The 23,107-nt window shown below is 42.0% G+C and carries 25 protein-coding genes; 11 read left to right on the top strand and 14 right to left on the bottom strand.

What is annotated here, in order from left to right; all coding sequences use genetic code 11:
• Positions 1-44 precede the first annotated feature (44 nt).
• Both LW728_RS00610 and LW728_RS00605 read left to right on the top strand, forming a co-directional pair.
• Positions 45-239: a type II toxin-antitoxin system HicB family antitoxin gene (locus LW728_RS00610; RefSeq protein ID WP_002784633.1), complete on the top strand. Its 195-nt coding sequence runs from the start codon at positions 45-47 to the stop codon at positions 237-239.
• Between the two features lie 2 nt (positions 240-241).
• The gene (locus LW728_RS00605) at positions 242-442 is read left to right on the top strand and encodes a type II toxin-antitoxin system HicA family toxin (RefSeq protein WP_287764654.1); all 201 of its coding nucleotides are present in this window, start codon (positions 242-244) and stop codon (positions 440-442) included.
• Between the two features lie 51 nt (positions 443-493).
• Here LW728_RS00605 and LW728_RS00600 read toward each other — a convergent pair whose 3' ends face one another.
• Both LW728_RS00600 and LW728_RS00595 read right to left on the bottom strand, forming a co-directional pair.
• Complete coding sequence (locus tag LW728_RS00600) at positions 494-1,315, bottom strand: hypothetical protein (protein WP_287764652.1); 822 nt, start codon at positions 1,313-1,315, stop codon at positions 494-496.
• Entirely contained in the window at positions 1,308-2,075 is a 768-nt protein-coding gene (locus tag LW728_RS00595) for a hypothetical protein (RefSeq protein WP_287666265.1), read from the bottom strand. The genes LW728_RS00600 and LW728_RS00595 overlap by 8 nt, the downstream gene beginning before the upstream one ends.
• A 396-nt stretch (positions 2,076-2,471) precedes the next feature.
• On the opposite strand from LW728_RS00595, the gene LW728_RS00590 reads away from it, so the two are divergent.
• The 3 genes from LW728_RS00590 (at position 2,472) to LW728_RS00580 (ending at position 4,961) form a co-directional block, all read left to right on the top strand.
• Positions 2,472-2,825 (top strand): phenylpyruvate tautomerase MIF-related protein, encoded by a 354-nt coding sequence (locus tag LW728_RS00590; RefSeq protein ID WP_110545606.1) that lies wholly within the window; start codon positions 2,472-2,474, stop codon positions 2,823-2,825.
• A gap of 367 nt (positions 2,826-3,192) precedes the next feature.
• Positions 3,193-4,305, top strand: a complete 1,113-nt coding sequence (locus tag LW728_RS00585) for a DUF262 domain-containing protein (RefSeq protein WP_002731650.1) — start codon at positions 3,193-3,195, stop codon at positions 4,303-4,305.
• A complete protein-coding gene (locus LW728_RS00580) occupies positions 4,305-4,961 on the top strand; it encodes an MAE_28990/MAE_18760 family HEPN-like nuclease (protein WP_287666269.1) in 657 nt (218 codons plus the stop codon). The genes LW728_RS00585 and LW728_RS00580 overlap by 1 nt, the downstream gene beginning before the upstream one ends.
• An 88-nt stretch (positions 4,962-5,049) precedes the next feature.
• Here LW728_RS00580 and LW728_RS00575 read toward each other — a convergent pair whose 3' ends face one another.
• Together LW728_RS00575 and rimO are read right to left on the bottom strand one after the other, a co-directional pair.
• Entirely contained in the window at positions 5,050-6,489 is a 1,440-nt protein-coding gene (locus LW728_RS00575) for a DEAD/DEAH box helicase (protein WP_004268339.1), read from the bottom strand.
• Positions 6,490-6,530: 41 nt separating this feature from the next.
• Positions 6,531-7,844 (bottom strand): 30S ribosomal protein S12 methylthiotransferase RimO, encoded by a 1,314-nt coding sequence (rimO, locus tag LW728_RS00570; RefSeq protein ID WP_287666272.1) that lies wholly within the window; start codon positions 7,842-7,844, stop codon positions 6,531-6,533.
• A 181-nt stretch (positions 7,845-8,025) separates the two neighbouring features.
• Here rimO and btpA point away from each other — a divergent pair, with 181 nt between their 5' ends.
• The 5 genes from btpA (at position 8,026) to LW728_RS00545 (ending at position 13,567) form a co-directional block, all read left to right on the top strand.
• Positions 8,026-8,877: a photosystem I biogenesis protein BtpA gene (gene btpA / locus LW728_RS00565; RefSeq protein WP_287764649.1), complete on the top strand. Its 852-nt coding sequence runs from the start codon at positions 8,026-8,028 to the stop codon at positions 8,875-8,877.
• A gap of 170 nt (positions 8,878-9,047) precedes the next feature.
• A complete protein-coding gene (locus LW728_RS00560; protein ID WP_287764647.1) occupies positions 9,048-10,034 on the top strand; it encodes a vitamin K epoxide reductase family protein in 987 nt (328 codons plus the stop codon).
• Between the two features lie 109 nt (positions 10,035-10,143).
• Complete coding sequence (locus tag LW728_RS00555) at positions 10,144-11,328, top strand: DNA methyltransferase (RefSeq protein WP_046662817.1); 1,185 nt, start codon at positions 10,144-10,146, stop codon at positions 11,326-11,328.
• Positions 11,318-12,256: a Bpu10I family restriction endonuclease gene (locus tag LW728_RS00550; protein WP_004268345.1), complete on the top strand. Its 939-nt coding sequence runs from the start codon at positions 11,318-11,320 to the stop codon at positions 12,254-12,256. The genes LW728_RS00555 and LW728_RS00550 overlap by 11 nt, the downstream gene beginning before the upstream one ends.
• Positions 12,257-12,328: 72 nt before the next feature.
• On the top strand, positions 12,329-13,567 hold the full coding sequence (locus LW728_RS00545; RefSeq protein ID WP_287764643.1) for a DNA cytosine methyltransferase: 1,239 nt from the start codon (positions 12,329-12,331) through the stop codon (positions 13,565-13,567).
• A 304-nt stretch (positions 13,568-13,871) separates the two neighbouring features.
• Here the strand turns inward: LW728_RS00545 and LW728_RS00540 are convergent, their stop codons facing one another.
• The 6 genes from LW728_RS00540 to ilvD form a co-directional block, all read right to left on the bottom strand.
• Positions 13,872-14,318 (bottom strand): hypothetical protein, encoded by a 447-nt coding sequence (locus tag LW728_RS00540; RefSeq protein ID WP_004268347.1) that lies wholly within the window; start codon positions 14,316-14,318, stop codon positions 13,872-13,874.
• A 43-nt stretch (positions 14,319-14,361) separates the two neighbouring features.
• Positions 14,362-15,975 carry an ABC transporter substrate-binding protein gene (locus tag LW728_RS00535; RefSeq protein ID WP_004268349.1) on the bottom strand — a complete coding sequence of 538 codons (1,614 nt, stop codon included), beginning with the start codon at positions 15,973-15,975 and terminating at the stop codon, positions 14,362-14,364.
• Between the two features lie 185 nt (positions 15,976-16,160).
• Positions 16,161-17,081, bottom strand: coding sequence for an FTR1 family iron permease (locus tag LW728_RS00530; RefSeq protein ID WP_287666284.1), 921 nt, complete (start codon positions 17,079-17,081; stop codon positions 16,161-16,163).
• Positions 17,082-17,115: 34 nt separating this feature from the next.
• On the bottom strand, positions 17,116-17,550 hold the full coding sequence (locus LW728_RS00525) for a ferritin-like domain-containing protein (RefSeq protein WP_002731529.1): 435 nt from the start codon (positions 17,548-17,550) through the stop codon (positions 17,116-17,118).
• Between the two features lie 227 nt (positions 17,551-17,777).
• Positions 17,778-18,638, bottom strand: coding sequence for a tetratricopeptide repeat protein (locus LW728_RS00520; protein ID WP_287666287.1), 861 nt, complete (start codon positions 18,636-18,638; stop codon positions 17,778-17,780).
• Between the two features lie 389 nt (positions 18,639-19,027).
• On the bottom strand, positions 19,028-20,713 hold the full coding sequence (gene ilvD, locus LW728_RS00515; protein ID WP_287764641.1) for a dihydroxy-acid dehydratase: 1,686 nt from the start codon (positions 20,711-20,713) through the stop codon (positions 19,028-19,030).
• Between ilvD and LW728_RS00510 the strand changes: the two genes are divergently transcribed.
• Complete coding sequence (locus tag LW728_RS00510; RefSeq protein ID WP_287764639.1) at positions 20,678-20,977, top strand: hypothetical protein; 300 nt, start codon at positions 20,678-20,680, stop codon at positions 20,975-20,977. The genes ilvD and LW728_RS00510 overlap by 36 nt on opposite strands.
• A gap of 11 nt (positions 20,978-20,988) precedes the next feature.
• Here the strand turns inward: LW728_RS00510 and LW728_RS00505 are convergent, their stop codons facing one another.
• The 4 genes from LW728_RS00505 to LW728_RS00490 all read right to left on the bottom strand — a co-directional run bounded on the left by LW728_RS00505 (position 20,989) and on the right by LW728_RS00490 (position 23,057).
• Positions 20,989-21,150 carry a hypothetical protein gene (locus LW728_RS00505; protein ID WP_216628728.1) on the bottom strand — a complete coding sequence of 54 codons (162 nt, stop codon included), beginning with the start codon at positions 21,148-21,150 and terminating at the stop codon, positions 20,989-20,991.
• A 246-nt stretch (positions 21,151-21,396) separates the two neighbouring features.
• Complete coding sequence (locus LW728_RS00500) at positions 21,397-21,723, bottom strand: hypothetical protein (protein ID WP_194018312.1); 327 nt, start codon at positions 21,721-21,723, stop codon at positions 21,397-21,399.
• Positions 21,710-22,165 (bottom strand): hypothetical protein, encoded by a 456-nt coding sequence (locus LW728_RS00495; RefSeq protein ID WP_002802289.1) that lies wholly within the window; start codon positions 22,163-22,165, stop codon positions 21,710-21,712. Before LW728_RS00495 ends, LW728_RS00500 begins: the two co-directional genes overlap by 14 nt.
• A 136-nt stretch (positions 22,166-22,301) precedes the next feature.
• A complete protein-coding gene (locus tag LW728_RS00490) occupies positions 22,302-23,057 on the bottom strand; it encodes a PEP-CTERM sorting domain-containing protein (RefSeq protein ID WP_287764637.1) in 756 nt (251 codons plus the stop codon).
• Positions 23,058-23,107 lie beyond the last annotated feature (50 nt).

The following is a 23,107-nucleotide window of genomic DNA, read 5'->3' as shown; positions in this document are numbered from 1 at the left end:
GGGATATAATTACAAATGATAATAGTCAAAATTAAAAGGTAAGTATGCGCTATAAAGTAAGGTTACAAGAGAGCGAGGAAGGATATGCGATATGGTGTCCAAGTTTACCGGGGTGCTGGTCACAAGGGGAAACTAAAGAGGAAGCTTTAGAAAATATCAAGGATGCCATTCAACTCTACTTAGAGACAGTCGAAGAACTAAATAAAGATGACGAATCTCTTTATGTAGAAGTTGGATAATTATGCCAAAACTTCCAGGAATAAATCATTTAAGAGCAATTCAGGCCTTAGAAAAAGCAGGTTTTCAAGTCATTAGACAAGGTAAACATATTACGATGGCGAATGGGAAGCGTATTATTGTCATTCCTAGAGCCAATCCGGTTAATGCTTATACTATGGCTGGAATTGTTAACGATGCTGGATTGACCATTGAAGAATTTTAAAAGCTTTTATAGCTTTTCGACAATTATTTTAATGCTTTTCATGATTATTTTTTAAATACATTTTCCCAATTCATCAAGCAAATCCATCGCCACCTCTAGCCAGTCCACCGCACCCACTGAAGACGGCTCAGGCGTTGCTTCCCTTACCCCTTCCGGACGCGAGACTAAGGGTTTAAAATTCTCATTATTCTCGCTGGCCTTCTCTTCTAAAAACTCCTTTAATAGCGTCGGACGCTCATAGTCCTGCCGATAGTCCCAGACCCAGTTTAACACTGTGATTACCTCCGCTCGCTGTTCCGCCGACCAGCCTTGTTTATCGATATACTGCGCCATGATTTGCTGACAGTTTTCCCACCGACGGTAAGCCTCCCACAGCGCCGATATAGGTTTCCTCATCGCCAAGGACACCGCACCGCCTTCTGGGAAATCCTGACGCAGGTCCGAACTCAACAGAACCCCAGTTAACCAAGCTCCCCCTTCCCCTAACTCGATTAAAATATAGGCTAGAGTTGCCGGATTTAGGTCAATTTCGACACTAATTTGGCTTAAATCCAACGGTTCTTCACCAGAGTCTTGAGGAATCAACACAGCTTCTAGTTTACCTAGCTTGGGTAGTACCACTTGAGCATTATCAGCCGCCGCAGCATCTACCTCTATCCCATGCTCTTTTAGATAATCTGTCAGCACCGCCGCCGCTAAGGTGTTCTGGCGAAATTCCCCAAAGCTGGGATAGGGAACCCAAACAGAGTCGGCTAAATCTGTTTTAGGGTCTAAACCCGCAAGTTTAGCTAACTCAACAAGATCATCTGTATCTGCATTAGCAAGACGCAGGTACAGTTCTTCAACTTCTCGAATAAAATCTGCATCACTCATAACGTAATACCTGACGACTTAGATAGGGTTGGGTTTTATGCTTTAAAAATAACTTAGCTACTGCTAACTCAAATACGTTTAATTTGTGTCCAGAAATATCATCTTTAAATAAATTTTCTAAACCCGTAATCACAACCTGACGCATTTCATGAGTAAATGTCGCTTCAACGCTCCAGGGAACACCCGCAATTAACATTTTACCCAGGGAATCTGCTAATTCCCCAATCAAAACAGGCTCACCTGTCCTATTCTCGAACACCCACACAGGCTGATTATTTGCTCCCTTGTGACTAATTTGCGCTATTTTAAGCTGAAACTTATCCCCCTGGGACTCTTTTTGACGCTTTTCTCTAACTCCCTTTAAGTTTGCTTTCGATAAATCAGGAGTTATAGAGCCTTCTAGTTGAGACTTGCTTTCCTGTTCTCCTCCTAACTGACGTTCAATCTCTAATTCCCTTGCTAAAATCTTTTTCAACGCCTCATTTCTCAACTCAGAAGGCATTTGGCCATTCTCCAGTTTTAAGCGTAACTCTCCCCCCCGCAAACCAAACTTAACCCGTCCAAAAGAAAAATCAAGCCACTGCTGATTAAAAATAATCCGCACCGATAGGGAAAACGCCTCTGGATCAGACTTTTTCAAAAGCGAAAAAACACCCTTAGACTCAGGCGCAACAGGTTCTCCCGAAATCTCTAAGTGCAGACATTCGGGACATTTATTATCATGTTCTGTCACCGCAATTGCCCTTGATTGCTTTGCCATCATCCTAGGCCTTTCAAACCCTTAACTGTAATAATTGTACTGTATGTGGGGTTTGCGGCAAAAAGTTTGTTGTTTTGCTCATAAAGTCCCAAAACCATTTTTTAGCAAAGCTGCTACCGATAAGTAGTCGTGCAAAATAAATTTCCTAGTGAAGAAAGGCAAAAAGCAAAAGGCAAAAGGCAAGGGGGGTTAGATATGTGTAATTAATTTTGCTTAGGTACTTATTCAGCTAGTCCTATTTACTTTTCCAGATTGCCTATCCCCAATTCATAATTCATAATTCATAATTCATAATTTCTGAAGGATTGGATAATTGAAGCCTTCTGAAGCAAAAGAATATCTGTGATTGCCATCAACACTGTTATATTATAGAAAAATATTTCTGAGATTTTTCCTATGCCTCTAATTAAAATTCAAACTTCTGTCACCTCCCTCGATGATGAGACGATTAATCAACTTTTGCAGAGTCTTTCGGCTAAATTAGCTAAACATCTGGGAAAACCCGAATCCTATGTGATGACAGCTTTAGAATCGGGGATAAAAATGACTTTTGCTGGCACTTTTGAGCCGGTGTGTTATGTGGAGATTAAAAGTGTTGGTTCTATTTCCGCCGCTCAAACTAAAAGCATGAGTAGTGATTTTTGTCAAGAAATTGAGGCTTATTTAGGAATACCGAAAAATCGCATTTATCTAGAATTTGCCGAGGCGAAAGGTGATCTTTGGGGATGGAATGGCACTACTTTTGGTTAATTTATGCCAAAATTATCGGAGATAGGGCTTATTTTAACTCTCTGGTTAAGATTTTTGCCTGTTCAATCCAAGCTAACATCACCGCAATATCGGGACATAAATCGCGTCTTTGCAGATTAGCCACCTGAAAATTGATGTTTGTGCCAATTGCGGGGATGAGCCTTTTTCTGTCAACTCTTGAGGTTGACGCGTTTCATTTTTGAATTGGCGGATGGTATTAAAGTAGAATATAGGGATTATACTAAGTATAGAAAAATTACAGCTTTGTTTCTAAAGATGAAGTGTAACCTAATTTGGTATCGAATCCTGACGACCGGCTCCCCAAAACGAAAACTTTGTACTTCACCATTAAGATAACTGCTATAAGATGAATTTATTAGAAGAAGTTAAGGCAAAAACTAAAGAATTTCGTACCGATAACTATCCTATGTCAATCGGAGAGATTATTAGTCTTTATAATAACAAAGAAATGACAATTAATCCAGATTTTCAAAGATATTTTCGTTGGACAATAGCCCAAAAAAGCCGATTCATAGAATCGATACTATTAGGAATTCCTATTCCCTCTATTTTTGTCTATCAGAGAGAAGAAGATAGTGTTTGGGAATTGGTGGATGGATTACAAAGGATTTCAACAATTTTGGAATTTGTTGGCGATTTAAGAGATGAGGACGATGAAACTAAGAAAAAACCGAAACTGGTGCTTCAAGGTACTAAGTTATTACCTAGCTTAAACGGAGTTATGTGGGAAGGTGCAGAGGAAGGAGAGTATAATTTGCCCCCATCTCTAAAAATAGACTTCAAAAGAGCGAAAATACAGGTTCAGATTATCCAAAAAGAATCGGATAAAAATGCTAAGTTTGAAGTTTTTGATCGTTTAAATACCGGTGGCTCTTTTTTATCTTATCAAGAGGTGCGTAATTGTCTTTTGATTATGCTAGATAAAAGCCTATATAAGTGGTTAGAAGACTTGGCAGAAAATGAGAACTTTAAAAATTGTATTTCCCTATCCGAGCGATTAAGACAAGAACGCTACGACTTGGAACTAATTCTTAAATATTTTGCCCTGTCTTCTCCCACATTTGATCCAAAATCATTGAACAAAAAAGAGGTTAATGAATATTTGACTGACTATCTGATAGAATTATGCAATTCCAGGACTTTTGATCGTGTGTTAGAGCAAGAAAAATTCGCTAAAATGTTTTTATTGCTTGATCAAGCGACGAATGAAGATACTTTTACCAAATATGATGGAACAAGATTTAAGGGTAAATTTCTCGATTCTGCTTATGAAGCGATCACCACAGGATTACGAGAAAATATTGATGATTACTCTACTCAAGATATTGAACTGCTAAGAACAAAAATTCAGGAAATGTGGTCAGAATCTGACTTTATTTATAACATCGGTACGGGATCGAGAGCTAGAACTAGAATGCTCAAAATGATTGAATTTGGCAAAAAATATTTTAAAAAGTAATGAGTAAAGATAATAGAACTATCGAAATTCTCCAGAAAAACTTAGATGAAGATATGGCATGGCGAATTAAAGAACTTAGTATTTTAAAAAATAAAATTCCTCCACAAAAAGGAACTGAGCAAGATGTATTAATTAGAGCCGGAATAACCACTCTCTATGCCCATTGGGAAGGTTTTATTAAATATGCAGCAGAATGTTATTTGCAGTTTGTTTCCTTAAAAAAATTAAATTATCATGAACTGGATTACTGTTTCGTTGCCCTTAGTTCTAGAAAATCTATAAATGAGTTAATAAAAACCAATAAATTTAAGTTACAAAAAGAGATGATCAAAAATTTACTTGATAACCTAGAAAATACAGCTTATATACCCTACGAAAATATTATTAACACCAAATCTAATCTCAATTTTGAAGTTTTCACTGATATCTGTACTATTCTAGGAATTGATGATAGTGATTATCAACTGAAGCAGAAAGCTATTGATGAACAACTTCTCACCCAAAGAAATAAAATTGCTCATGGCAAGTATTTAACTATCGATTATGAAGAATACATCAATACTTATAATTTAGTAATTAAATTAATCAGAGATTTTAAAGATGATCTATTAAATGCCGCCGTGACAGAACAGTATAAAAAAGTCAAAAGTATATAGGGTTAATAAGCTATTATAAACATAAAAAAAGTTGATAGACCGTTTTGGTTCTATCAACTCTTAAAATTATCTATTCAAGAACTAAAAATTAACGTTCTTGAAAGACAATTTTTTTGTCCAGGGAAGGACGGTTATTCGACTTAGAGGGGTACTTACTACCACCACTGCGGGGAGTTTTATTAATCACCGGTTTACTGCTCGTCGCTGCGGGAACTTCCCAATCGGTTTTCATCCACTGGGGACAATTTTGATCGTAGATCATTTGCAGGGCAGCCGCTGCGATCGCTTGTGGATCGTATTCTTCACTTAAATCCCGCACTAAAGGCAAGAAAGAAGCCATACGTTCCCCCGATAAAGCCTCTTTTAGCTGATTTTGCAGCTTGGCCAGACGTTTTGCTTCTACTTCCGCACGACTAGGAATGGGACTAGATTCCAGACGTTGACGCAGACGCTGTTCAATCTGACGTAATAAACGCCGATCGATCGGTTCTACTAAAGATATAGCAGTTCCCGTTTTACCGGCGCGGCCGGTGCGGCCAATGCGGTGAATATAGGTTTCGGCATTATCTGGCAGATCATAGTTAATAACGTGGCTGAGATTTTCCACATCTAGACCGCGGGCCGCGATATCCGTGGCTACCACTAATTTAATTTTGCCCTCGCGGAAACGTTGCACCAGTCGTTCCCGTTGCACTTGGCTTAAGTTACCGTGGTATTCATCCACCGTTTGCCCCGCTTCTTGCAGTTTGCTGGTTAATTCGGCTGCGGTTTGCTTGGTGCGGACGAAAATAATCGCCGATTCTAGGGGTTCGATCTCTAACAGGGGTTGCAGGACTTTTAATTTCGTCCAACCGCGAGGGATCAGATAAATTTTCTGCTCGATCTTAGCAGGAGCGGCCTGGGGTTGAGAAACCGTCACAGAAATGGGAGATTTCAAGAAATTAGCGATTAAATCGCGGATTTCCCGGGGCATAGTTGCCGAGAAACAGGCGGTTTGACGGGTGGAGGGGGATGCTTGCAGAATTTTCTTAACATCATCGATAAAACCCATACTGAGCATTTCGTCCGCTTCATCGAGGACTACCCAGTTTAGGGATTCTAGATGGAGTTTTTTGCGATCGAGCAGATCGATTACCCGGCCGGGAGTCCCGACCACAATCTGGACACCTTTTTCCAGACTGCGGATCTGACGTTCCATGGATTGACCACCACAGACTGTCAGGATAAAGAGACGACGATCATCAGAGAAATCTTTGATGGCGCTGGCTACCTGTTGGGCTAATTCCCGGGTGGGGGTGAGGATTAAAGCTTGAACGTTAGGATTTTTGGTGTCCATGCGTTCCAGTAAAGGCAGGGAATAGGCGGCGGTTTTGCCGGTTCCCGTTTGCGACATTCCTACCATGTCATGCCCTTCTAGAAGGAGAGGGATGGCTTTGGTTTGAATTTCCGTGGGGGTGGTGAATCCAAGCGTTTCTAGGTGTTGAAGACGGCTATCGGATAAACCTAAATTGTTGAAACCAGTGGTCATAGGGATTGTTTTGTGGGAATTAAATTAGAAAAATGGAAAAATTAGACTATTTCGCCGTAGAGATCGTAGGTATCGGCCGAAGTGATTCGGACCTGCACGATCGCACCTAGAATCGCCTCACCTGTCACATAAACCAAGCCATCTACTTCCGGGGAAAAACGAGCGGAACGCCCGATTAATTCTCCCGTTTCCGGGTTTTCCTGTTCGATGAGAACATCGACAGTTTGACCGATATAAGCTTGATTTTTGCGTTCCGAGATTGGTTGCTGAGTTAACATCAACCTTTCGCGGCGTTCGTCCATAATTGCCTGTGGCACTGGATTGGGCAGGTCAAAAGCGGCTGTACCTTCTTCGGCGGAGAAGGTAAACACCCCGACGTGATCGAACTCATGACGCTTGACAAATTCCAGCAGATGGCTGAAATGTTCCTCGGTTTCTCCGGGGAAACCGACGATAAAAGTCGTTCGTAAAACCGCGTTCGGGATAGCTTGCTTGATCCGCTCGATAATGCCATCGTTGACTCGTCCTTGCCAGGGACGGTTCATCGCCCGCAGGATGTGGGGATGGGAATGCTGTAGCGGCAAATCTAGATAGGGTAAAACATTCGGGGTCTCTCGGATCGCCTCGATAACCTTTGGCGTTAACCCGGTCGGGTAAGCGTAGTGAACGCGAATCCAAGGTATATCGACTTCTCCCAGCGCTCGCAAGAGTTCCGCTAATTTGGGTTCGCCATATAAGTCTAACCCATAATTGGTTGTTATTTGCGAAATGAGAATTAATTCTTGGACTCCTTGGCTGGCTAATTGTCGCGCTTCCTTGACAATGGACTCGATCGATCTCGATCGCTGATCGCCGCGCAGGTGGGGAATAATACAGAAAGCACAGCGATAATCGCAGCCTTCGGCCACCCGCAGATAGGCGACTCCTTCGGTAGTGGTGCGATAACGGGGCAGATTTTCGTCGGCGATAAAAGTGGGATCGGTGCTGACTTCTTTGACTCGTTCTCCCGTCTCTACCCGTTCGACGATCTCGACAATTTTCTGATAATCCCCCGTGCCGACAATGGCCACGGCTTCCGGCAATTCCGTCAGCAGTTCATCTTGGAAATGTTGGGCCATACAGCCGGAGATAATAATTTTTTTATTAGCTTCCGCCAGTTCCACGAGGGTGCGAACGGATTCTTCTCTAGCTGCTTGAATGAAACTACAGGTATTAACGATAACGTAATCGGCCAACTCCTCGTCATTATCTACGGGATAGCCGGCCTTGGCCAGCAGTCCTAACATATGCTCGGAGTCGATCCGGTTTTTCTCACAGCCTAGGTGTGAGATAGCGATGGTTGGCTTATTGCCCATGCGATCGAGTATCAACCAAATCTTAAACTTCTCTAATGTTAAGACATTTTAACGGATTCCGGAATTGATAAAATCATTAGCAGTTAAAATAATTTCCCCCCCGTGGAACCGTGGCTAGGCCTTCACCCTGTTAAAATGGGTGAGCGGCGCATGGTTGGGGACGCTAAGAGTAGTATACGCTGTGAACTTAATTGCAACTTTCAAGACAAAAAACCCGATTATTGGCGTGGTTCATCTCGCCCCCCTGCCCACTTCCCCCCGTTGGGGTGGCAGTCTCAAGACGGTGATCGAGCGGGCTGAACAGGAGGCGACGGCTTTGGCTGCCGGTGGTGTTGATGGTTTGATTATCGAGAATTTTTTTGATGCCCCCTTTACTAAGCAACAGGTGGATCCCGCCGTGGTTAGTGCCATGACTTTAATTGTTGATCGCATTAAAAATCTGGTGGTCTTACCGATTGGTCTTAATGTTCTCCGCAATGATGCCCATAGTGCCTTAGCGATCGCTACCTGTGTTAATGCCCAATTTATTCGGGTTAATGTGCTAACGGGGGTTATGGCTACCGATCAGGGCATTATTGAGGGTCAGGCCCACGAACTCCTGCGTTATCGCCGCGAATTGGGGTCTGAGGTCAAAATTTTAGCGGATGTTTTGGTTAAACACGCCCGCCCCTTGGGAACCCCTAATCTGACCACGGCGGTGCAAGATACGATCGAACGGGGACTGGCAGACGGGGTGATCCTCTCTGGTTGGGCCACCGGTAGCCCCCCCAGTTTTGAGGATTTGGAACTGGCAGTGGCGGCGGCCAAGGGAACACCGGTTTTTATCGGCAGCGGGGCTGATTTAGACAATATCGGGCAGTTGCTGCTGGCTGCTGATGGGGTGATCGTGGCTAGTTCCCTCAAGCGTCATGGCAAAATTACTGAACCGGTGGATCCGATCCGGGTGTCGCAATTTGTGGAAACGGCACGCCTGATCAACGATCAAAAGGCAAAAATTAATAATTCTCTCCCTTCTTTGCCCCTGTCCACATAACCCCTTGCTAGAATGGCGGATAGTTTCAGGGGATAGCTATCCTAAGTTTTTAGGAATTGAAAACGTCCTAATTAACACAATATGGTTAGGGAATTTTTCCTTTCGACAAAGTACATTTCGATTTACCTCCTGACTCCTGAATTCTGCTGTAATTTAATCTAAATAATATTATGCGTCGTCGTTCTGTACCTTGGATTCATCGCTACTCCCGGCCCCTAATTGGGGGCGTTTCGATCGTGGGGGCGATTCTGACCGGCTATTTAACCATTACCAAACTGACGGGAGGGGCTGCTGCCTGCACCGCCGGAGCTACTGATGGGGCTGGTTGTAGTGGTGTTCTTAATAGTCCCTACGCTACGGTTTTCGGGCTGCCCTTGAGTTTGTTCGGTTTTTTGGCCTATATTGCCATGGCGGTTTTTGCCCTCAGTCCTCTATTTATTAATGGGGAAACTCAGAAAAATCTCCGCAAAAGTTTAGAAAATAATACTTGGTTATTGCTGTTAGCGGGGGCGACGGCGATGGCGGTATTTAGTGGTTATTTAATGTATATTCTAGCCACGGAATTAAAGGAATTGTGTCCCTACTGCATCACTTCGGCTTTGTTCGCTTTAACCTTATTAATTCTCACAATTATCGGTCGCGAATGGGAAGGTTTAGGACAAATTATACTGCCGATGGTTGTGGTGGCGATGATTACTTTGGTGGGAACTTTAGCGGTTTATACGGGAGTAAATTCCCCCACCGTGACAGGAGGAAAAGAAGAAATTACCCAGCCAATGACAGCGGCTACCCCCCCCTACGGTTGGGAAGTAACCACGGTTTCGGGAGAGGCAGAAATTGCCCTAGCTAAACATTTAAAAGCAATTGGCGCGAAGGAATACGGGGCTTTTTGGTGTCCCCACTGTTACGATCAAAAACAGTTATTTGGTAAGGAAGCGGGAGAAATCCTCAAAAAAGAAGGGGTTTATATCGAATGCGATCCCCAAGGGGTTAATGGTAATCCCCAAGCTTGTCGCGATGCCGGAATTAAAGGTTTCCCCACTTGGATTATTAAGGGTCAAGAATATTCGGGAACCCAAATATTAGAGAAATTAGCGGAGATTTCCGGTTATACCGGCCCGATGAATTTTAAATATACAGTTCCGGGACGCAAGTAGGAAAATATTGAGGGGTTGAACTTTGTTCAGCCCCAACATTTTATGGTGTTTTTTCTCTAGATAAAGTAGAACCTGAATTTTGATTTTAGCAATAGAGGGAGATTGAAAGTTGCCAGATTTTGATCAACCTATACCCCAAGAAAAACTTGACATTATTGAGAAAACTAGAGCCAATTTATTTGTTTGGCGAGGTCAGTTTTCACCCCAACTGATAGAGACTATTTTAAGTTTCTATTGCCCATCTAATTCGGTCATTCTCGATCCTTTTGTGGGTAGCGGAACTGTTTTACTAGAGGCAAGTTATTTATCCCTAGAAGCTTATGGATTTGAGATTAATCCCGCTGCTTATATCATGAGTCATACCTATGAATTTATCAATGATTCTCAAAAAAAAGAAGTTCTTAAAAACCTGAGAAATATCGTCGATCAAGAATTTCCTTTGAGAATTTTTGAAGTCAGTGATCAAGTAGAAAATTTAGTAGATAAATTGCAAAATACTAGGAATATGCTACCGGATCGGTCAAAGGTTTTATTTGATGCTTTAGTAATCCTTCTTGATGTGTGTAACAATAAAATTACTCAGGAATTTATTCAGAAAAAATTTTTACATCTTAGTAATATAATTACTAAGCTACCTTACTCTCAAAAGCCGATCAGGGTTGGATTATCTGATGCTCGTTCTCTACCACTAAAAAATAATCAGATAGATTTTGTTGTGACTTCTCCACCCTATATAAATGTTTTTAATTACCATCAAAATTATCGTCAATCTGCTGAAATCTTAGGATGGGATTTACTCAAGATAGCCAAGTCAGAAATTGGCTCTAATAGAGCAAATAGGAGTAATCGTTTCTACACTGTAGTACAATACTGTTTAGATATGGGTGACATTTTAAAGGAACTGGCAAGAGTCACCAAGCAGCAAGCAAGAATTGTTTTAATTGTAGGACAAGAATCTAACGTTCTTGGCGTACCTTTTTATAATGCTGATATTATTGAAAAAATAGGTGTCAAAACCAAGCTATTCCAGAAAGTATTAAGACAAAAAAGAAAATTTAAGAATAAATTTGGTAAAGTTATTATAGAGGATATAATTAATTTTATTAACTTAAATAATCAAGTTAGCCAAGAGGTAATAGAACAAATTTCTAGAGAGGTAGCATTCGAGGTATTGGAAAGCAGTAGGCTGTTTGTATCTTCAGAAAACCAGCTATGTTTAGAATCAGCAATTGCCAAAGTCAATAATATTCAAAAAACACCAATTTTAGATAAGAGATTATATATTGACCTTTGAACATCAACAAAAATACATGAACGAATTTTCCCGTCCTCACTACACGAAACTAACTGCCTGTCTTAACAATCCTCGGTTGCCAGAAGCTGATCGGGAACGTTTAGAAGAAGCTATTATAAAATATCGCCAGTGGATTATCGAGTTAGAATCGATTAATTCTAGTCAAGCAGATGCAGTAGAAAAGCTAGTGTCAGCTACTAACCGATATAAGCGTTTTATTGAACTTGACTTGATTTTTGATAGTTCAGATAACTTTTTGTATAGACAGAAGGGACAGTTAAAATTAGATAATACTATATTAGAAGAATTTTTACCGCAGCTGATTTTCCGTAGTTTACAAGGAATAGATAACTCTTTTGAATTGGGTCCACGAAATACCTTCTCTGGACTAAGTTTCCTATCCTCTCTCGGCAATATTGGTCAAGGTGGTCAAGCAAATATTAGAAGCAAAAATCAGGATTTTATGCTGGGTAAAAAGTTATATATAAAGTCATCTTTTGACCCAGAATTTCAAAATTATGAATTGATTGAGTCTCATCTTGGCTATGTTTGTGCAGAGTGCAAAACCAATTTAGATAAAACTATGTTTCAGGAAGCTGTAGCCACAAGTAGAGATTTAAAAATTGCCGTTCCTAACTCTTTATATTTTTTGATTTGCGAATTTCTTGATATGACACCAGTTTCAATAATTTCTACTCAAATTGATGATGTGTTAATTATACGAAAAACTAAGCGTATGACCGCTAATCTTCGACAAGAGTATCGCTCCTCAAAAGCAAGACAGCTGCACAGACAGGAATATGTAGATTTTTTGGATGCTTCTCAATATTATCCCGATGTGTTTCAAAGGATGATCGATAAAATACAAACTCATATTGATAATACAAATCCATCACTGGAAAATGTTTTATATCAAGGATATTTCTAGAAATTTTCTCGACATCAAGTTTAGCTACTTTGATGTATAATAGAGAGGTAGATAAGTTGCTAATTATTGGTTATGACTCAGGTAAATCTACAAAAAGCCGCTAATATTCTCGGTGTAACTACCGCAGAAATACTAACATGGCAAAAGAAAAAATTAATCAAAGGTCAGAAAATCAATCAAGTTGATTGGTTATTTGATCTCGAGCAATTAACCAATCTTAAAAATAACCAATCCCCCAGAGAATTGAGAATTTTACAAACTGTTGAGCCAACTAATTACACGGTTATCGAATTATTTGCTGGCTGTGGTGGTATGGCTTTAGGTTTAGAAAATGCGGGACTAAAAACGCAATTACTGGTGGAAATTAACCAAGATTGTGTTAATACTTTAAGACTCAATCGACCGCAATGGAATGTTATAAATCAAGACATAAAAAAGATTAAATTTTCTGATTTTAGAGACAAAATAGATGTTGTAGCTGGAGGTTTTCCCTGCCAACCTTTTAGTTATGCTGGGTTAGGAAAAGGATTAGAAGACTTGAGAGGGAGCTTATTTTTTGAGTTTGCTCGTTGTTTACAGGAAGTGCAACCTAAAATCGCTATGGCCGAAAATGTTCGAGGATTATTAAGCAATAAAAAAGGAGAAACCCTGCAATTAATGCTGCAAGCTTTACAGGAAATCGGTTATTATGCTGCTTATCAAGTTTTATCGGCTCAATTTCTCGATGTTCCCCAAAAAAGAGAAAGATTAATTATTATTGCTACCCGTCAAGACCTAAATATTAAACCGATTTTTCCCCAATATAAAAACTATACTATTTCTCTGAAAAAAGCTCTAGAGAATTGTCCCAGTTCTCCAGGAGTAGAATATAAAGAAAGAAAAAAAGAGATTATGTCCTTAGTTCCCCCAGGAGGAAATTGGCGGAATTTACCGATGGATATTCAAAAAGAATATATGAAAAATAGTCTCAAAAATCACGGCGGACGGACAGGATATGCTAAAAGATTATCCTGGGATGAACCGGCTTTAACTATTACCTGTAGTCCAGCACAAACCCAAACAGAAAGATGTCATCCCCAAGAAACTCGTCCTTTGACTGTGAGAGAATATGCACGAGTGCAGTCCTTTCCCGATGATTGGCAATTTACCGGTAATTTAACCTCTCAATATCGACAGATTGGTAACGCGGTTCCCGTGAATATGGCCTATCATCTTGGTGGCTGTTTAATTAATATGTTGCAGGGGGATTATCTGGGGGAAACACAGCCAAAAACCGAACAGTTAAGCATTCCGGGGTTAGAAGTTAATTAATTTTGACTAAAAGTAAATAGTTTTTACCTAATCAGCAATAGCTGGAGAAAAATTAAGTAGCTAGATATAGTCATTTCAGATAAGTCTGATACACTCTAGACCAGTTAAACCCTTATTAACTCTAGCATTGATATTCTCAATCTTAATTGAAATGACTATACAATTAATCACACATATCTAACTACTTCTTGCATGAGTGCCTATCCTCAGCCAGAAATTGATTTTGTCGGATTTTACTGTCTGGAGTCTGTAGGGTTGATTCATGAATCAACCCTACCCCGGCAGCAATTGATTTTGTCGGATTTTACTGTGCGGGGGGAATAACTTCTAACGGAATACTTTCAGTTTCTCCATCTTTAGATGGATTGACATCCGGACTTTTTTCTGCATCTGGAGTTTTTTCCACCGCTTTGGTTTCTGAGGTGGGGGGATTTTCGGGGGGTACTTCTGGACTGGGATTATTTTCCGGGATGGGAGTGAATTCCACTGGAGTTTCGCTTTCAGGAGACGGGGAAACTTCGGGGGAAGCTTCGATATTACGGGTAGTTTCCGTGGGAGTTGTTTCTATCCGGGGAGATTCTGGGGTAGTTGCGGGGGTAGTTGCGGGGGTGTCTTCGCTGGTTTTTTCTTCTTCCCGGGGACAGGCTGCCGATTCTAAACCGAGACGACATCGGACTTCCTCCCGTCCCAAAGATACGGCAATTCCCGACACCGACATTAACAAAGCTAGGATGGGTAAGATATTGTTCATAAAATTAGACTTGATTCTACTCCTCGACATCACATTATCTATTTTAGATAGGATCGAATTGATATTGAGAACCCTTTGGCCCCTCATTGCCGCGATTAGCACGCACCAAGGGAACTTGGTTAAAAATGTTAAAATCCGTGGTGCTTCCCTGCAAGGTGATTCCTCGATTTAAAGTTTCGACTACAGTAGCACGGTCAGAACTTTTAGCGATCGCTTCCCCTAATACTTTCATGGTATCGTAGGCGGTAGCAGTACGCCAACTGACGCGACCGCGCCAACTTTTCAGCGCATCTTTGGCAAAAGGATCCGTTGCTTGGAAACTCCAAGGTACTGCTAGAACTAATCCGTCGATGCTATCCGCTCCTTGAATAAGGATATCGGGTGTATAAAGTTCATTTCCGCCTAATAAGAGCATTCCAGACGATTCTTGGGCAATAGCCACGGCTTGATCTATGCGATCGCCGTCTTTACTCAAGGCCAAAAATACCACCCTAGCGCCAGCTTGTCTTGCCTGATCTATGGCGGTTTTAGCGTTAAAATTGGCTTTGGTGGTGTCTATTTCCTTAACTATCTTGCCTCCCGGTTCTTTTATCGCTTTAGCAAAGGAATCCTTTAATTTTTGACTATAGGGACTATCGGAATTATAAAAAAGAACCACTGAGGGAGAATTCTCTTGCTTACTAGCATAATTAGCCAAAGTTTTGGCCACTGCTTCCAGATAACTACCGAAAACTTCCTGAGACTTATCCTTAAGGGGAATGGTTTTCAGGGTTGCATTTCCCGTTTGACTAACACTGGTAGTCAGGGGAGAAAGAATCGCTAATCCTTCTTTTTGGTAACTTTCAATCGCTTTTTGACTAAAAGGATCGATTCCGTGGCCGATAACTGCCAAAACTTGACCGGATTGAATCAGATCATCGGCTATCGCCTTTGATTGTAACCCACCGCCATCATTAGCGATGACTATTTCCAAAGGATTACCAGAATTAGAATTATTAAACTCCTCTTGATACCTTGCCACACCTCGGAGAATTTCCTTGGCGCTGTTGGGGTCGTTAGCGATGGGGACAACAACGGCTATAGTCTTTTGATTACCTTTTTGTCTAGCTTTGGCGTTATTGTAATAGATTTTGCCCTCCGGATCGTTTGCTTGGGGAGTGGCCGCCAGTTGGTAAGATGCGATCGCATTTGACCAATCTTCCTTTTTAAAGGCCGCTGCGCCTTTTTCTTTGTTAGGAGTGGAATTAAGCAGTATTTTCTCACCTTGGCTAAATAAATCGGGATTTTTAGCCGTATTACTCACAAAAGTTGCCTTGGGTTGCTTGTCTGGGGTTTCTTCTGGTGTAACTTGGGAAGTATCGGGTTTGGGAATCAGCATTTGCAATAGACTCCAACCCCCTAAACCTGCGGTTAAAGCGGTAATTATCAAAGCGAAGGGAAGTAACCAGTTAGATTTTTGGCCGACTCTAGTGGTACCCCCCGGGGACACCACCACCGTGGTTTTAACCGTGGTTGTTACGGGATCCATCGCTTCCCTAGGCAGGCCACAGATAGGACAATCAGGAGTAGTATTGTCGCAGGGTTCATGACCTCCCGCAATCGCTTGCGGATAAGTTTTACCATCTTTAGGGATACCGTCACATTGCCAAGTAGTCATAATCAGTTATCAGTTATCAGTTATCAGTTATCAGTGGGTAAGTTATCAGTTATCAGTGGGTAAGTTATCAGTGGGTAAGTTAACAGTTATCAGATGTGAGTTTTTAAGTGAGCATTATTAAATAGCAGTTTCTTGCCATCTTTTCGCTGTTTACTGGTCACTGTTTACTGTTTACTGATTACTGTTTACTGTTTACTGGTCACTGTTTGAGGACGTTGTCGTAAGCTTTGGAAATAGAGGCCACCGATAAGCAGTAAAAAGAGGATATAAGCAACAATTTGACTGATATAGAGGTTTTGACGATAACCAAACAGGGATTTAAGGAGGAGTCCGGGGAAAGTGCGATCGCTCAAAATTTGGGAACCGTCCCAAACTTGAAAACCGAGAAGACAGGAGGAGGGGAGAGAAGGACAGAAATTGCGATAAAAAGGGTCAATTTCACTTAAAAGACTGATTCCTGCGTCGATATGTTTCAAAATACCGATGAGTAATCCGGCAACGATTAAGAGGAGGAAAGTCCCCATAATTTGGAAAAAGAGACGGATATTAATTTTTACTCCCCCCGCAAAGAGGAGAGTTCCCAACAAGGTTGCGACACTTAACCCCGCTATCGCACCGAAGGTTTGTATCTGCCAATCTTTTTGGAATTGGGCCAGGATAAAGAGAACAGTTTCAAATCCCTCTCGCAAGACAGCGATAAAAACGAGCAGAAAAATCGCTTTTCCTGCCCCATTTTCCGATTTTAAACCCGCTTTTACCGCACTTTCTACCTCAGATTTCAAAGATTTGGCCTGTTGAGTCATCCAAATTAACATCCAACTCAACATCAAGACGGCAATCAGTCCAAAAGTGGCGGCCAGCAATTCCTTAATCATTGGTACAAATGGACTAGGAGAGGCATCCACTTGAAAAAGGATTCCCCCTAGCAAAATACCGACCAAAACACTAGCCACCACTCCCGCACCAATACCACGATACACCCATGAGTTAAGTTGCGATCGACCCGATTTTTGTAAACAAGCGAGGACAATTCCCACCACTAAAGCGGCCTCGAAACCTTCCCGGAGAGTGATAATAAAAGTGGGTAAAGCGGAACTAAGATTCATAAGCTAGTCGATAAACTCTAGGTTTGATCCTAGCTCAAGCAAAATCCCGCAGCATCTTGCGAATTTCCAGATTGTGTAATTCTTCTTGTCCAATCATACCGCGAGCGAATTCTTCTAGGTAAATACTGGCATCTTCAACGGTTTCTAGGAGTGCTTTGTACAAATCAAGGGATTTTTTCTCATGATTGAGGCTCTCACTCAAGATTGCTTTGATATTATGTTCATAGCTTTCTTCGATGGGGGCAATTTTTAAGCTAGGATGACCTTCTAAACCGGTGAGAATTTCCCCAACTTGTTGCGCGTGGGTGAGGGATTCCGTGGCCTGAGTCTGGAAAAATTGGACGATGGGGATGCGATGGGGACCTGTCACCATCAGGGAATAGTGGGTGTAACGGACAACTCCCGCTAGTTCAAATTCCATGATTTCGTTTAGTTGTTCGATGGTTTTGTCTCTGTCTAGTTCTCGCATAAGATTCTCAATAATTTTTCTCTAATTGCAATTGTAGCTAATCCAGACTGGCTAAATAAATCTAAAAACCTTGTTGGCTAATATCTTTAGGCTTTTTTGCCATCAAAAAAGTGCCAGCCGTTTGAGCAATAGAGGGGAAAATTTAGGCACTTTTTCCCTGAAAATGCCTAAAACCCCACACCCCACGAAAAACCCTTTCAGCAAACCCTAGGTGATGCAAAAAGACTTTAGCTGGGGGAATAGCAACTCAAGAGGTCATTAAAGGTTTCATTTTGCCTTAAACCATCGAAAACAAAGTTATTACGCACTAATTCGCCACATATATCCGGTTCTATGTCCATGGCTTCGCGTAAACAGTCGATCGCTTTTTCTTGTTGACCGAGGGCGGCATAACAGCAGGCGGAATTATACCACGCATAGCGATCATCTTGATCGATTTTTAACGATTCTTCATAACAGGCGATCGCTTCTGGCAGGCGCTGTAATGCTTGTAAGATCACACCCTGTTGATACCAGGACCAGTAATCTTGCGGTCGGATATCGAGGGCGGTACGATAATTAAATAAAGCCTCTTGGGGATTGCCCCAATCCCGGAAAGCGTCGCCGCGACGATACCAGGCCCAATAATCCCGGGGTCGCACCCCCAAGGCCAGATCGTAGGAAGTGATAGCGCGTTCGTAATTTTTCAGCAATCGATAGGCCTCCCCTTGCCGGTAGGCTGCCCAATAGTCCCCCGGACTATGACTTAGGGCCCGTTGAAAACAAGCGATCGCTTTTTCGTAGTCCTTTAATTCCTGTAGATAAACACAACCTTGATCGTACCAAGCCCAATAGTTATCATCCTTTACCTGTGCGGCGTTAGCATAACTTTGAGCCGCTTCTTCATACATTCCCAAGTCTTCTAGTATCATACCCCTTTTGTACCATGCCCAATAATCATCTGGATAATATTCTAAGGCTTTTTCGTAGCTGATTAAGGCTCCAAAATAGTCCATTCTTTCTTTTAAAATATTGCCTTGGTCATACCAGTCCCGATAGGTATCTGGACGGCATTCGAGCGCTCGATAGACAGTGAGTAGATAGGTCATAGTTATTAATCTTTAACGGAGTCAGGAGTCGGTCGTCAGGAGGCAGGAGAATTAAGAATGAGCATTAATTAGGGCTGGCTGAATAAATGTGAAATGTAGGCAAGGTAAGGGTTTTGTGGCTTTACGAGCGAAACAGGTGCCAGATTTTGAGAGAATCATGCTTCAAAACCTTGTGTCTTCATCGGCCCGCGTCCTGTAGGGGCGAAGCATTCGGGCAATAACCTATCGGTGAAACCGTAGATTTTCTATCCGAATGCTTCGCCCCTACTTTTTGCCGCAAACCCTAATTAGAGCCGTCAGTCTTATCAGTTATCAGTTATCAGTGGGGGTGTTCGGTGGGCAGTGGGGGAAATGGCGATCGCAATTGATCGCCATTCCCCGTTATACTTTTAGAACAGATTCAGATCCGTTAAAGCGCCGAGACTGCTAGAGGAGACTAACTTGGCGTATTTGCCGAGAATTCCCGTTTTATAGCGTGGGGGGCGCGGTTGCCAATGGTTACGACGACGGACTAATTCTTCTTCCGATACATTTAAACTCAAGAGACGTTGACGAGCATCAATAGTGATTTGATCTCCTTCCTCTACTAGGGCAATTGTACCACCCACCGCTGCTTCTGGAGCGACGTGACCGACCACCATGCCATAGGTTCCCCCAGAAAAACGACCATCGGTAATTAATCCCACGGAATCCCCTAAACCGGCGCCGATAATTGCCGAAGTGGGGGCTAACATTTCCCGCATACCCGGTCCGCCTACTGGTCCCTCGTAACGGACAACCACCACATCCCCGGCTTTAATTTTTCCGGCTAAAATTGCCTCTAAACAGGTTTCTTCCGACTCAAACACCCGCGCAGGCCCAGTGATGACCGGAGTTTTCACGCCGCTAATTTTGGCCACGGCCCCCTCTGTGGCCAGATTTCCTTTTAAAATGGCTAAATGACCCTCTTTATAGACAGGATTGCTAAAAGGACGGATAACGTCTTGGCCTGAGGGCGGTTGGTCGGGAATATCGGCTAAAATCTCGGCGATAGTCTGACCGCTAATGGTGAGGGCATCCCCGTGGAGTAAACCATTAACCAGGAGAATTTTCATCACTTGGGGAATACCGCCGGCTTTATGCAGATCTACGGTAACGTAACGCCCGGAGGGTTTAAGATCGCAGATAACCGGTACACGCTGGCGGATGGTTTCAAAATCATCGATCGATAATTCTACCCCGATGGTGCGGGAAATGGCTAAAAGGTGCAGCACAGCGTTAGTGGAACCCCCCACCGCCATAATTACCGAAATGGCGTTTTCAAAGGCTTTACGGGTCAAAATTTGGCTAGGGAGAATCTGTTTTCTAACCGCCTCGACCAAAACCTTGGCCGATTCTTCGGTACTATCGGCTTTTTCCGCATCTTCGGCGGCCATGGTTGAGGTATAGGGTAAACTCATCCCCATGGTTTCAAAAATGGAAGACATGGTATTAGCAGTAAACATTCCACCACAGGAACCAGCACCGGGGCAAGCGTTGCGTTCAATTCCGATGAGGTCTTCTTCACTGATTTTACCGGCGCTGTACTGTCCCACGGCTTCAAAGGAACTGACCACGGTTAAATCGCAATCTTTGTAGCGCCCCGGTTTAATCGTGCCACCATAGACGAAAATAGCGGGAATATTCATCCGGGCCATGGCAATCATTGCCCCCGGCATATTTTTGTCACAACCCCCGATAGCGAGGACTCCATCGAGACTTTGACCATTACAGACGGTTTCAATGGAATCGGCGATTACTTCCCTAGAAACGAGAGAATATTTCATTCCTTCTGTTCCCATGGAAATCCCGTCACTAATGGTGATAGTCCCGAAAAGTTGCGGCATTCCCCCCGCTAATCTGGTTCCTGCTTCGGCACGCATTGCTAAATCATTAATTCCCATGTTACAGGGGGTAATGGTGCTAAATCCGTTAGCGATGCCGATGATGGGTTTGCTAAAGTCCTCATCCCCAAAACCTACCGCTCTTAACATAGCCCGATTAGGACTGCGTTGGGTACCTTGAGTAACAATGCGACTTCTGTAGTTATCTGCCATAACTTTATCTTTCTCCAATGGCGGCTGACGGGTGCGATCGCTACTCGAATTCTCCAATCGCACCTTTATTTCTATTTTCTGACTTTTGGCCGCTCTGAGCAGGTTTTAGGACAGTCCATGTCTAAAGAAAATATAAAACTGCGGGATGATTCAGGGAACAGCCATCAGGAATCAGGAATCAGCAGTCAGACGAAATCCTGTTTAAAAAGTATGGGAGGGTGGCAAGCGCTAGAGTTGCAAAAGAACAAGCTTGAGCATTTGTAATAAAATTTCCCCTAATCAGTTTCAGTGCAGTACAGGTTATCGGCAAAAGCATCCATAATTAGGGTTTGCTGAATAAATGTGAAATGTAGGCAAGGTAGAGGTTTTGTGGCTTTTCTCGCTCCCACAGGTGCAAGATTTTGAGAGAATCGTGCTTCAAAACCTTGCGTCTTCATCGGCCCGCGTCCTGTAGGGGCGATGAATTCGGGCAATAACCTATCGGTGAAACCAGAGATTTTCTATCCGAATGCTTCGCGCCTACTTTTGGCCGCAAGCCCTAATTAGGGTTTGCTGAATAAATCAATTGGCTGCTGTGGGAAGCATGGCAGATGTAAAGGGTGCTAGGATTGCGCCTTGACAATATCACGGTTATTTAACCAGATATAATATAAGCTGTTCATCTGGGAAAGAAAAGGATTAATTTAGTAATACACCGAGTCATCAGAACGTTTGTAGAAATTGTAGGATGGCTTGATGCAAAATAGGGTTGGTAAACCATCAGCATCAATACAAAAGCAGATTGTCCCATTTTTTTGTAAATGGTAAGCTTCCGCAACGAAGGTTAGTTTGAAACCCGCATCCGTTGTTACCGTTAAAATTGTTGGTTCATTTTTGCTGAACAGTTCTTCATAAGATTTTTGTTCATACTCTTTACCAATCTTATCGACTTCTTGTCGGAGAATTTGATAATTACGAATGAGTGTCTGTCTTTGTTCCTTGCTTAAAGGAAATAAGTTAGCTAGTTTCATTGATTTCTCCTAATAAAAAAAAACAGAGTTCATCTAGCGGTAAATTCTTCATAGAAAAATGAGAAATATACTGCTGAATCTTACTAATTTTAATTGGGGGAAACCGTCTAAGTTCATCAGACCAATATTTCAATACTCCCACTTCTCCATAAACATATATTTGTGCCAGCCAAGATAAAAAATCTCTCAGGATAGCATCAGACATAAAATAAAATCCCCAATCTATTACATGATAGCGATCGCCGATATTATCTGGCAAATTCAAATTAACATCTGGACGTTTCTCAAATTCTGACAAGCTATATAGAGCATAATTAGACAAACCGCAATTAGAAAGATTTGCCGCCTCAGCTTCAGCCAGCCACGAATCTAGCTTTTGCCTAAAATGCTTTTCAATTCGCAAGATTTTTGAGGGAATTAATATGCAAAATTTAGCACTCATAGTTGACTTTTACCTAACCGTAAGAATAGGACACTTCAGTTATCAGTTATCTTGAAGCACCGAAGCAATTTTTGTGATATACTGACGCAGAAAAAGGGTTTCTTTAAGAAACCCTTTTTCTTGATAGCGGGTGATGTTAACAATTCTTGCGCTTGCACTTGCTGGCTAATCCTAGAGTTAATAATAGTCCGAAAATAGTATCAGGTTCGGGAACTTTGGCGATATCAGAATTATTAGTTAGTTTAATATTATCAACTAATAAAGCTGAATTGATAGTGTTATCTCCTCCCCCTGTCTTATCCACATCAACTACCCCAAACCCTAAAATATAATTTCCAGTCACCGATATTGGTATCGTGTAGGTTTGATAACCTGTTTCTTTCTTTAAATGGGAAAAAGAGGGACTGACTGGAAAACTAGATTGAATATCCGCCAAACGATATAAATTGTTATTAAGGGTAAAAAAAGCGAAATCGTTGTAATCTACATTAGCGGCATCTTCATCAGTCAGAAAATTCCAAGAAAAGCTGAAAACATCGCCAGCATTAGCAGTAATAGTCTGTTTAATAGCCGAGCCTTCAACAACCGATAGATTGCTTAACTGATTACCCGATAAGCCGAGAAATGATTCTAAATCATTAGCATTAGTCAAGGATTGACTGTCATCACAAGCACCAGTAAAAAAACAAGTTTGTAACACGGCTTGATAACTTCCGTTAACTGGTGTAACCTGAAAACTTGAAGTTTCAACGCTCGCTTGTCCACTGGTATTCCAGTCAGAAAAATTACCAGTTTCAAAACTTCCATTGACAACGGCGGCGGGGGAAGTTTCAGCCGTCGCCACTAACAAACCAGCAACAGTAATTAAGGTTAAAGTTGGGAGTTTAAACATGAGTAATTTTCCTGATATATGGTTAATTGTGAGATGGGATGTTTCGCTGG

It is taken from the genome of Microcystis sp. 49638_E5, assembly GCF_021300285.1.
GTDB lineage: Bacteria > Cyanobacteriota > Cyanobacteriia > Cyanobacteriales > Microcystaceae > Microcystis > Microcystis aeruginosa_C.
This window is presented reverse-complemented; position numbering and strand designations above follow the sequence as displayed.

Bases quoted from the DNA above. Each gene is read 5' to 3' on its own strand.
- LW728_RS00610 (WP_002784633.1), top strand. From the start codon at position 45: ATGCGCTATAAAGTAAGGTTACAAGAGAGCGAGGAAGGATATGCGATA.
- LW728_RS00605 (WP_287764654.1), top strand. From the start codon at position 242: ATGCCAAAACTTCCAGGAATAAATCATTTAAGAGCAATTCAGGCCTTA.
- LW728_RS00600 (WP_287764652.1), bottom strand. From the start codon at position 1,315: ATGAGTGATGCAGATTTTATTCGAGAAGTTGAAGAACTGTACCTGCGT.
- LW728_RS00595 (WP_287666265.1), bottom strand. From the start codon at position 2,075: ATGGCAAAGCAATCAAGGGCAATTGCGGTGACAGAACATGATAATAAA.
- LW728_RS00590 (WP_110545606.1), top strand. From the start codon at position 2,472: ATGCCTCTAATTAAAATTCAAACTTCTGTCACCTCCCTCGATGATGAG.
- LW728_RS00585 (WP_002731650.1), top strand. From the start codon at position 3,193: ATGAATTTATTAGAAGAAGTTAAGGCAAAAACTAAAGAATTTCGTACC.
- LW728_RS00580 (WP_287666269.1), top strand. From the start codon at position 4,305: ATGAGTAAAGATAATAGAACTATCGAAATTCTCCAGAAAAACTTAGAT.
- LW728_RS00575 (WP_004268339.1), bottom strand. From the start codon at position 6,489: ATGACCACTGGTTTCAACAATTTAGGTTTATCCGATAGCCGTCTTCAA.
- rimO (WP_287666272.1), bottom strand. From the start codon at position 7,844: ATGGGCAATAAGCCAACCATCGCTATCTCACACCTAGGCTGTGAGAAA.
- LW728_RS00560 (WP_287764647.1), top strand. From the start codon at position 9,048: ATGCGTCGTCGTTCTGTACCTTGGATTCATCGCTACTCCCGGCCCCTA.
- LW728_RS00545 (WP_287764643.1), top strand. From the start codon at position 12,329: ATGACTCAGGTAAATCTACAAAAAGCCGCTAATATTCTCGGTGTAACT.
- LW728_RS00540 (WP_004268347.1), bottom strand. From the start codon at position 14,318: ATGAACAATATCTTACCCATCCTAGCTTTGTTAATGTCGGTGTCGGGA.
- LW728_RS00535 (WP_004268349.1), bottom strand. From the start codon at position 15,975: ATGACTACTTGGCAATGTGACGGTATCCCTAAAGATGGTAAAACTTAT.
- LW728_RS00530 (WP_287666284.1), bottom strand. From the start codon at position 17,081: ATGAATCTTAGTTCCGCTTTACCCACTTTTATTATCACTCTCCGGGAA.
- LW728_RS00525 (WP_002731529.1), bottom strand. From the start codon at position 17,550: ATGCGAGAACTAGACAGAGACAAAACCATCGAACAACTAAACGAAATC.
- LW728_RS00520 (WP_287666287.1), bottom strand. From the start codon at position 18,638: ATGACCTATCTACTCACTGTCTATCGAGCGCTCGAATGCCGTCCAGAT.
- ilvD (WP_287764641.1), bottom strand. From the start codon at position 20,713: ATGGCAGATAACTACAGAAGTCGCATTGTTACTCAAGGTACCCAACGC.
- LW728_RS00505 (WP_216628728.1), bottom strand. From the start codon at position 21,150: ATGAAGACGCAAGGTTTTGAAGCACGATTCTCTCAAAATCTTGCACCT.
- LW728_RS00500 (WP_194018312.1), bottom strand. From the start codon at position 21,723: ATGAAACTAGCTAACTTATTTCCTTTAAGCAAGGAACAAAGACAGACA.
- LW728_RS00495 (WP_002802289.1), bottom strand. From the start codon at position 22,165: ATGAGTGCTAAATTTTGCATATTAATTCCCTCAAAAATCTTGCGAATT.
- LW728_RS00490 (WP_287764637.1), bottom strand. From the start codon at position 23,057: ATGTTTAAACTCCCAACTTTAACCTTAATTACTGTTGCTGGTTTGTTA.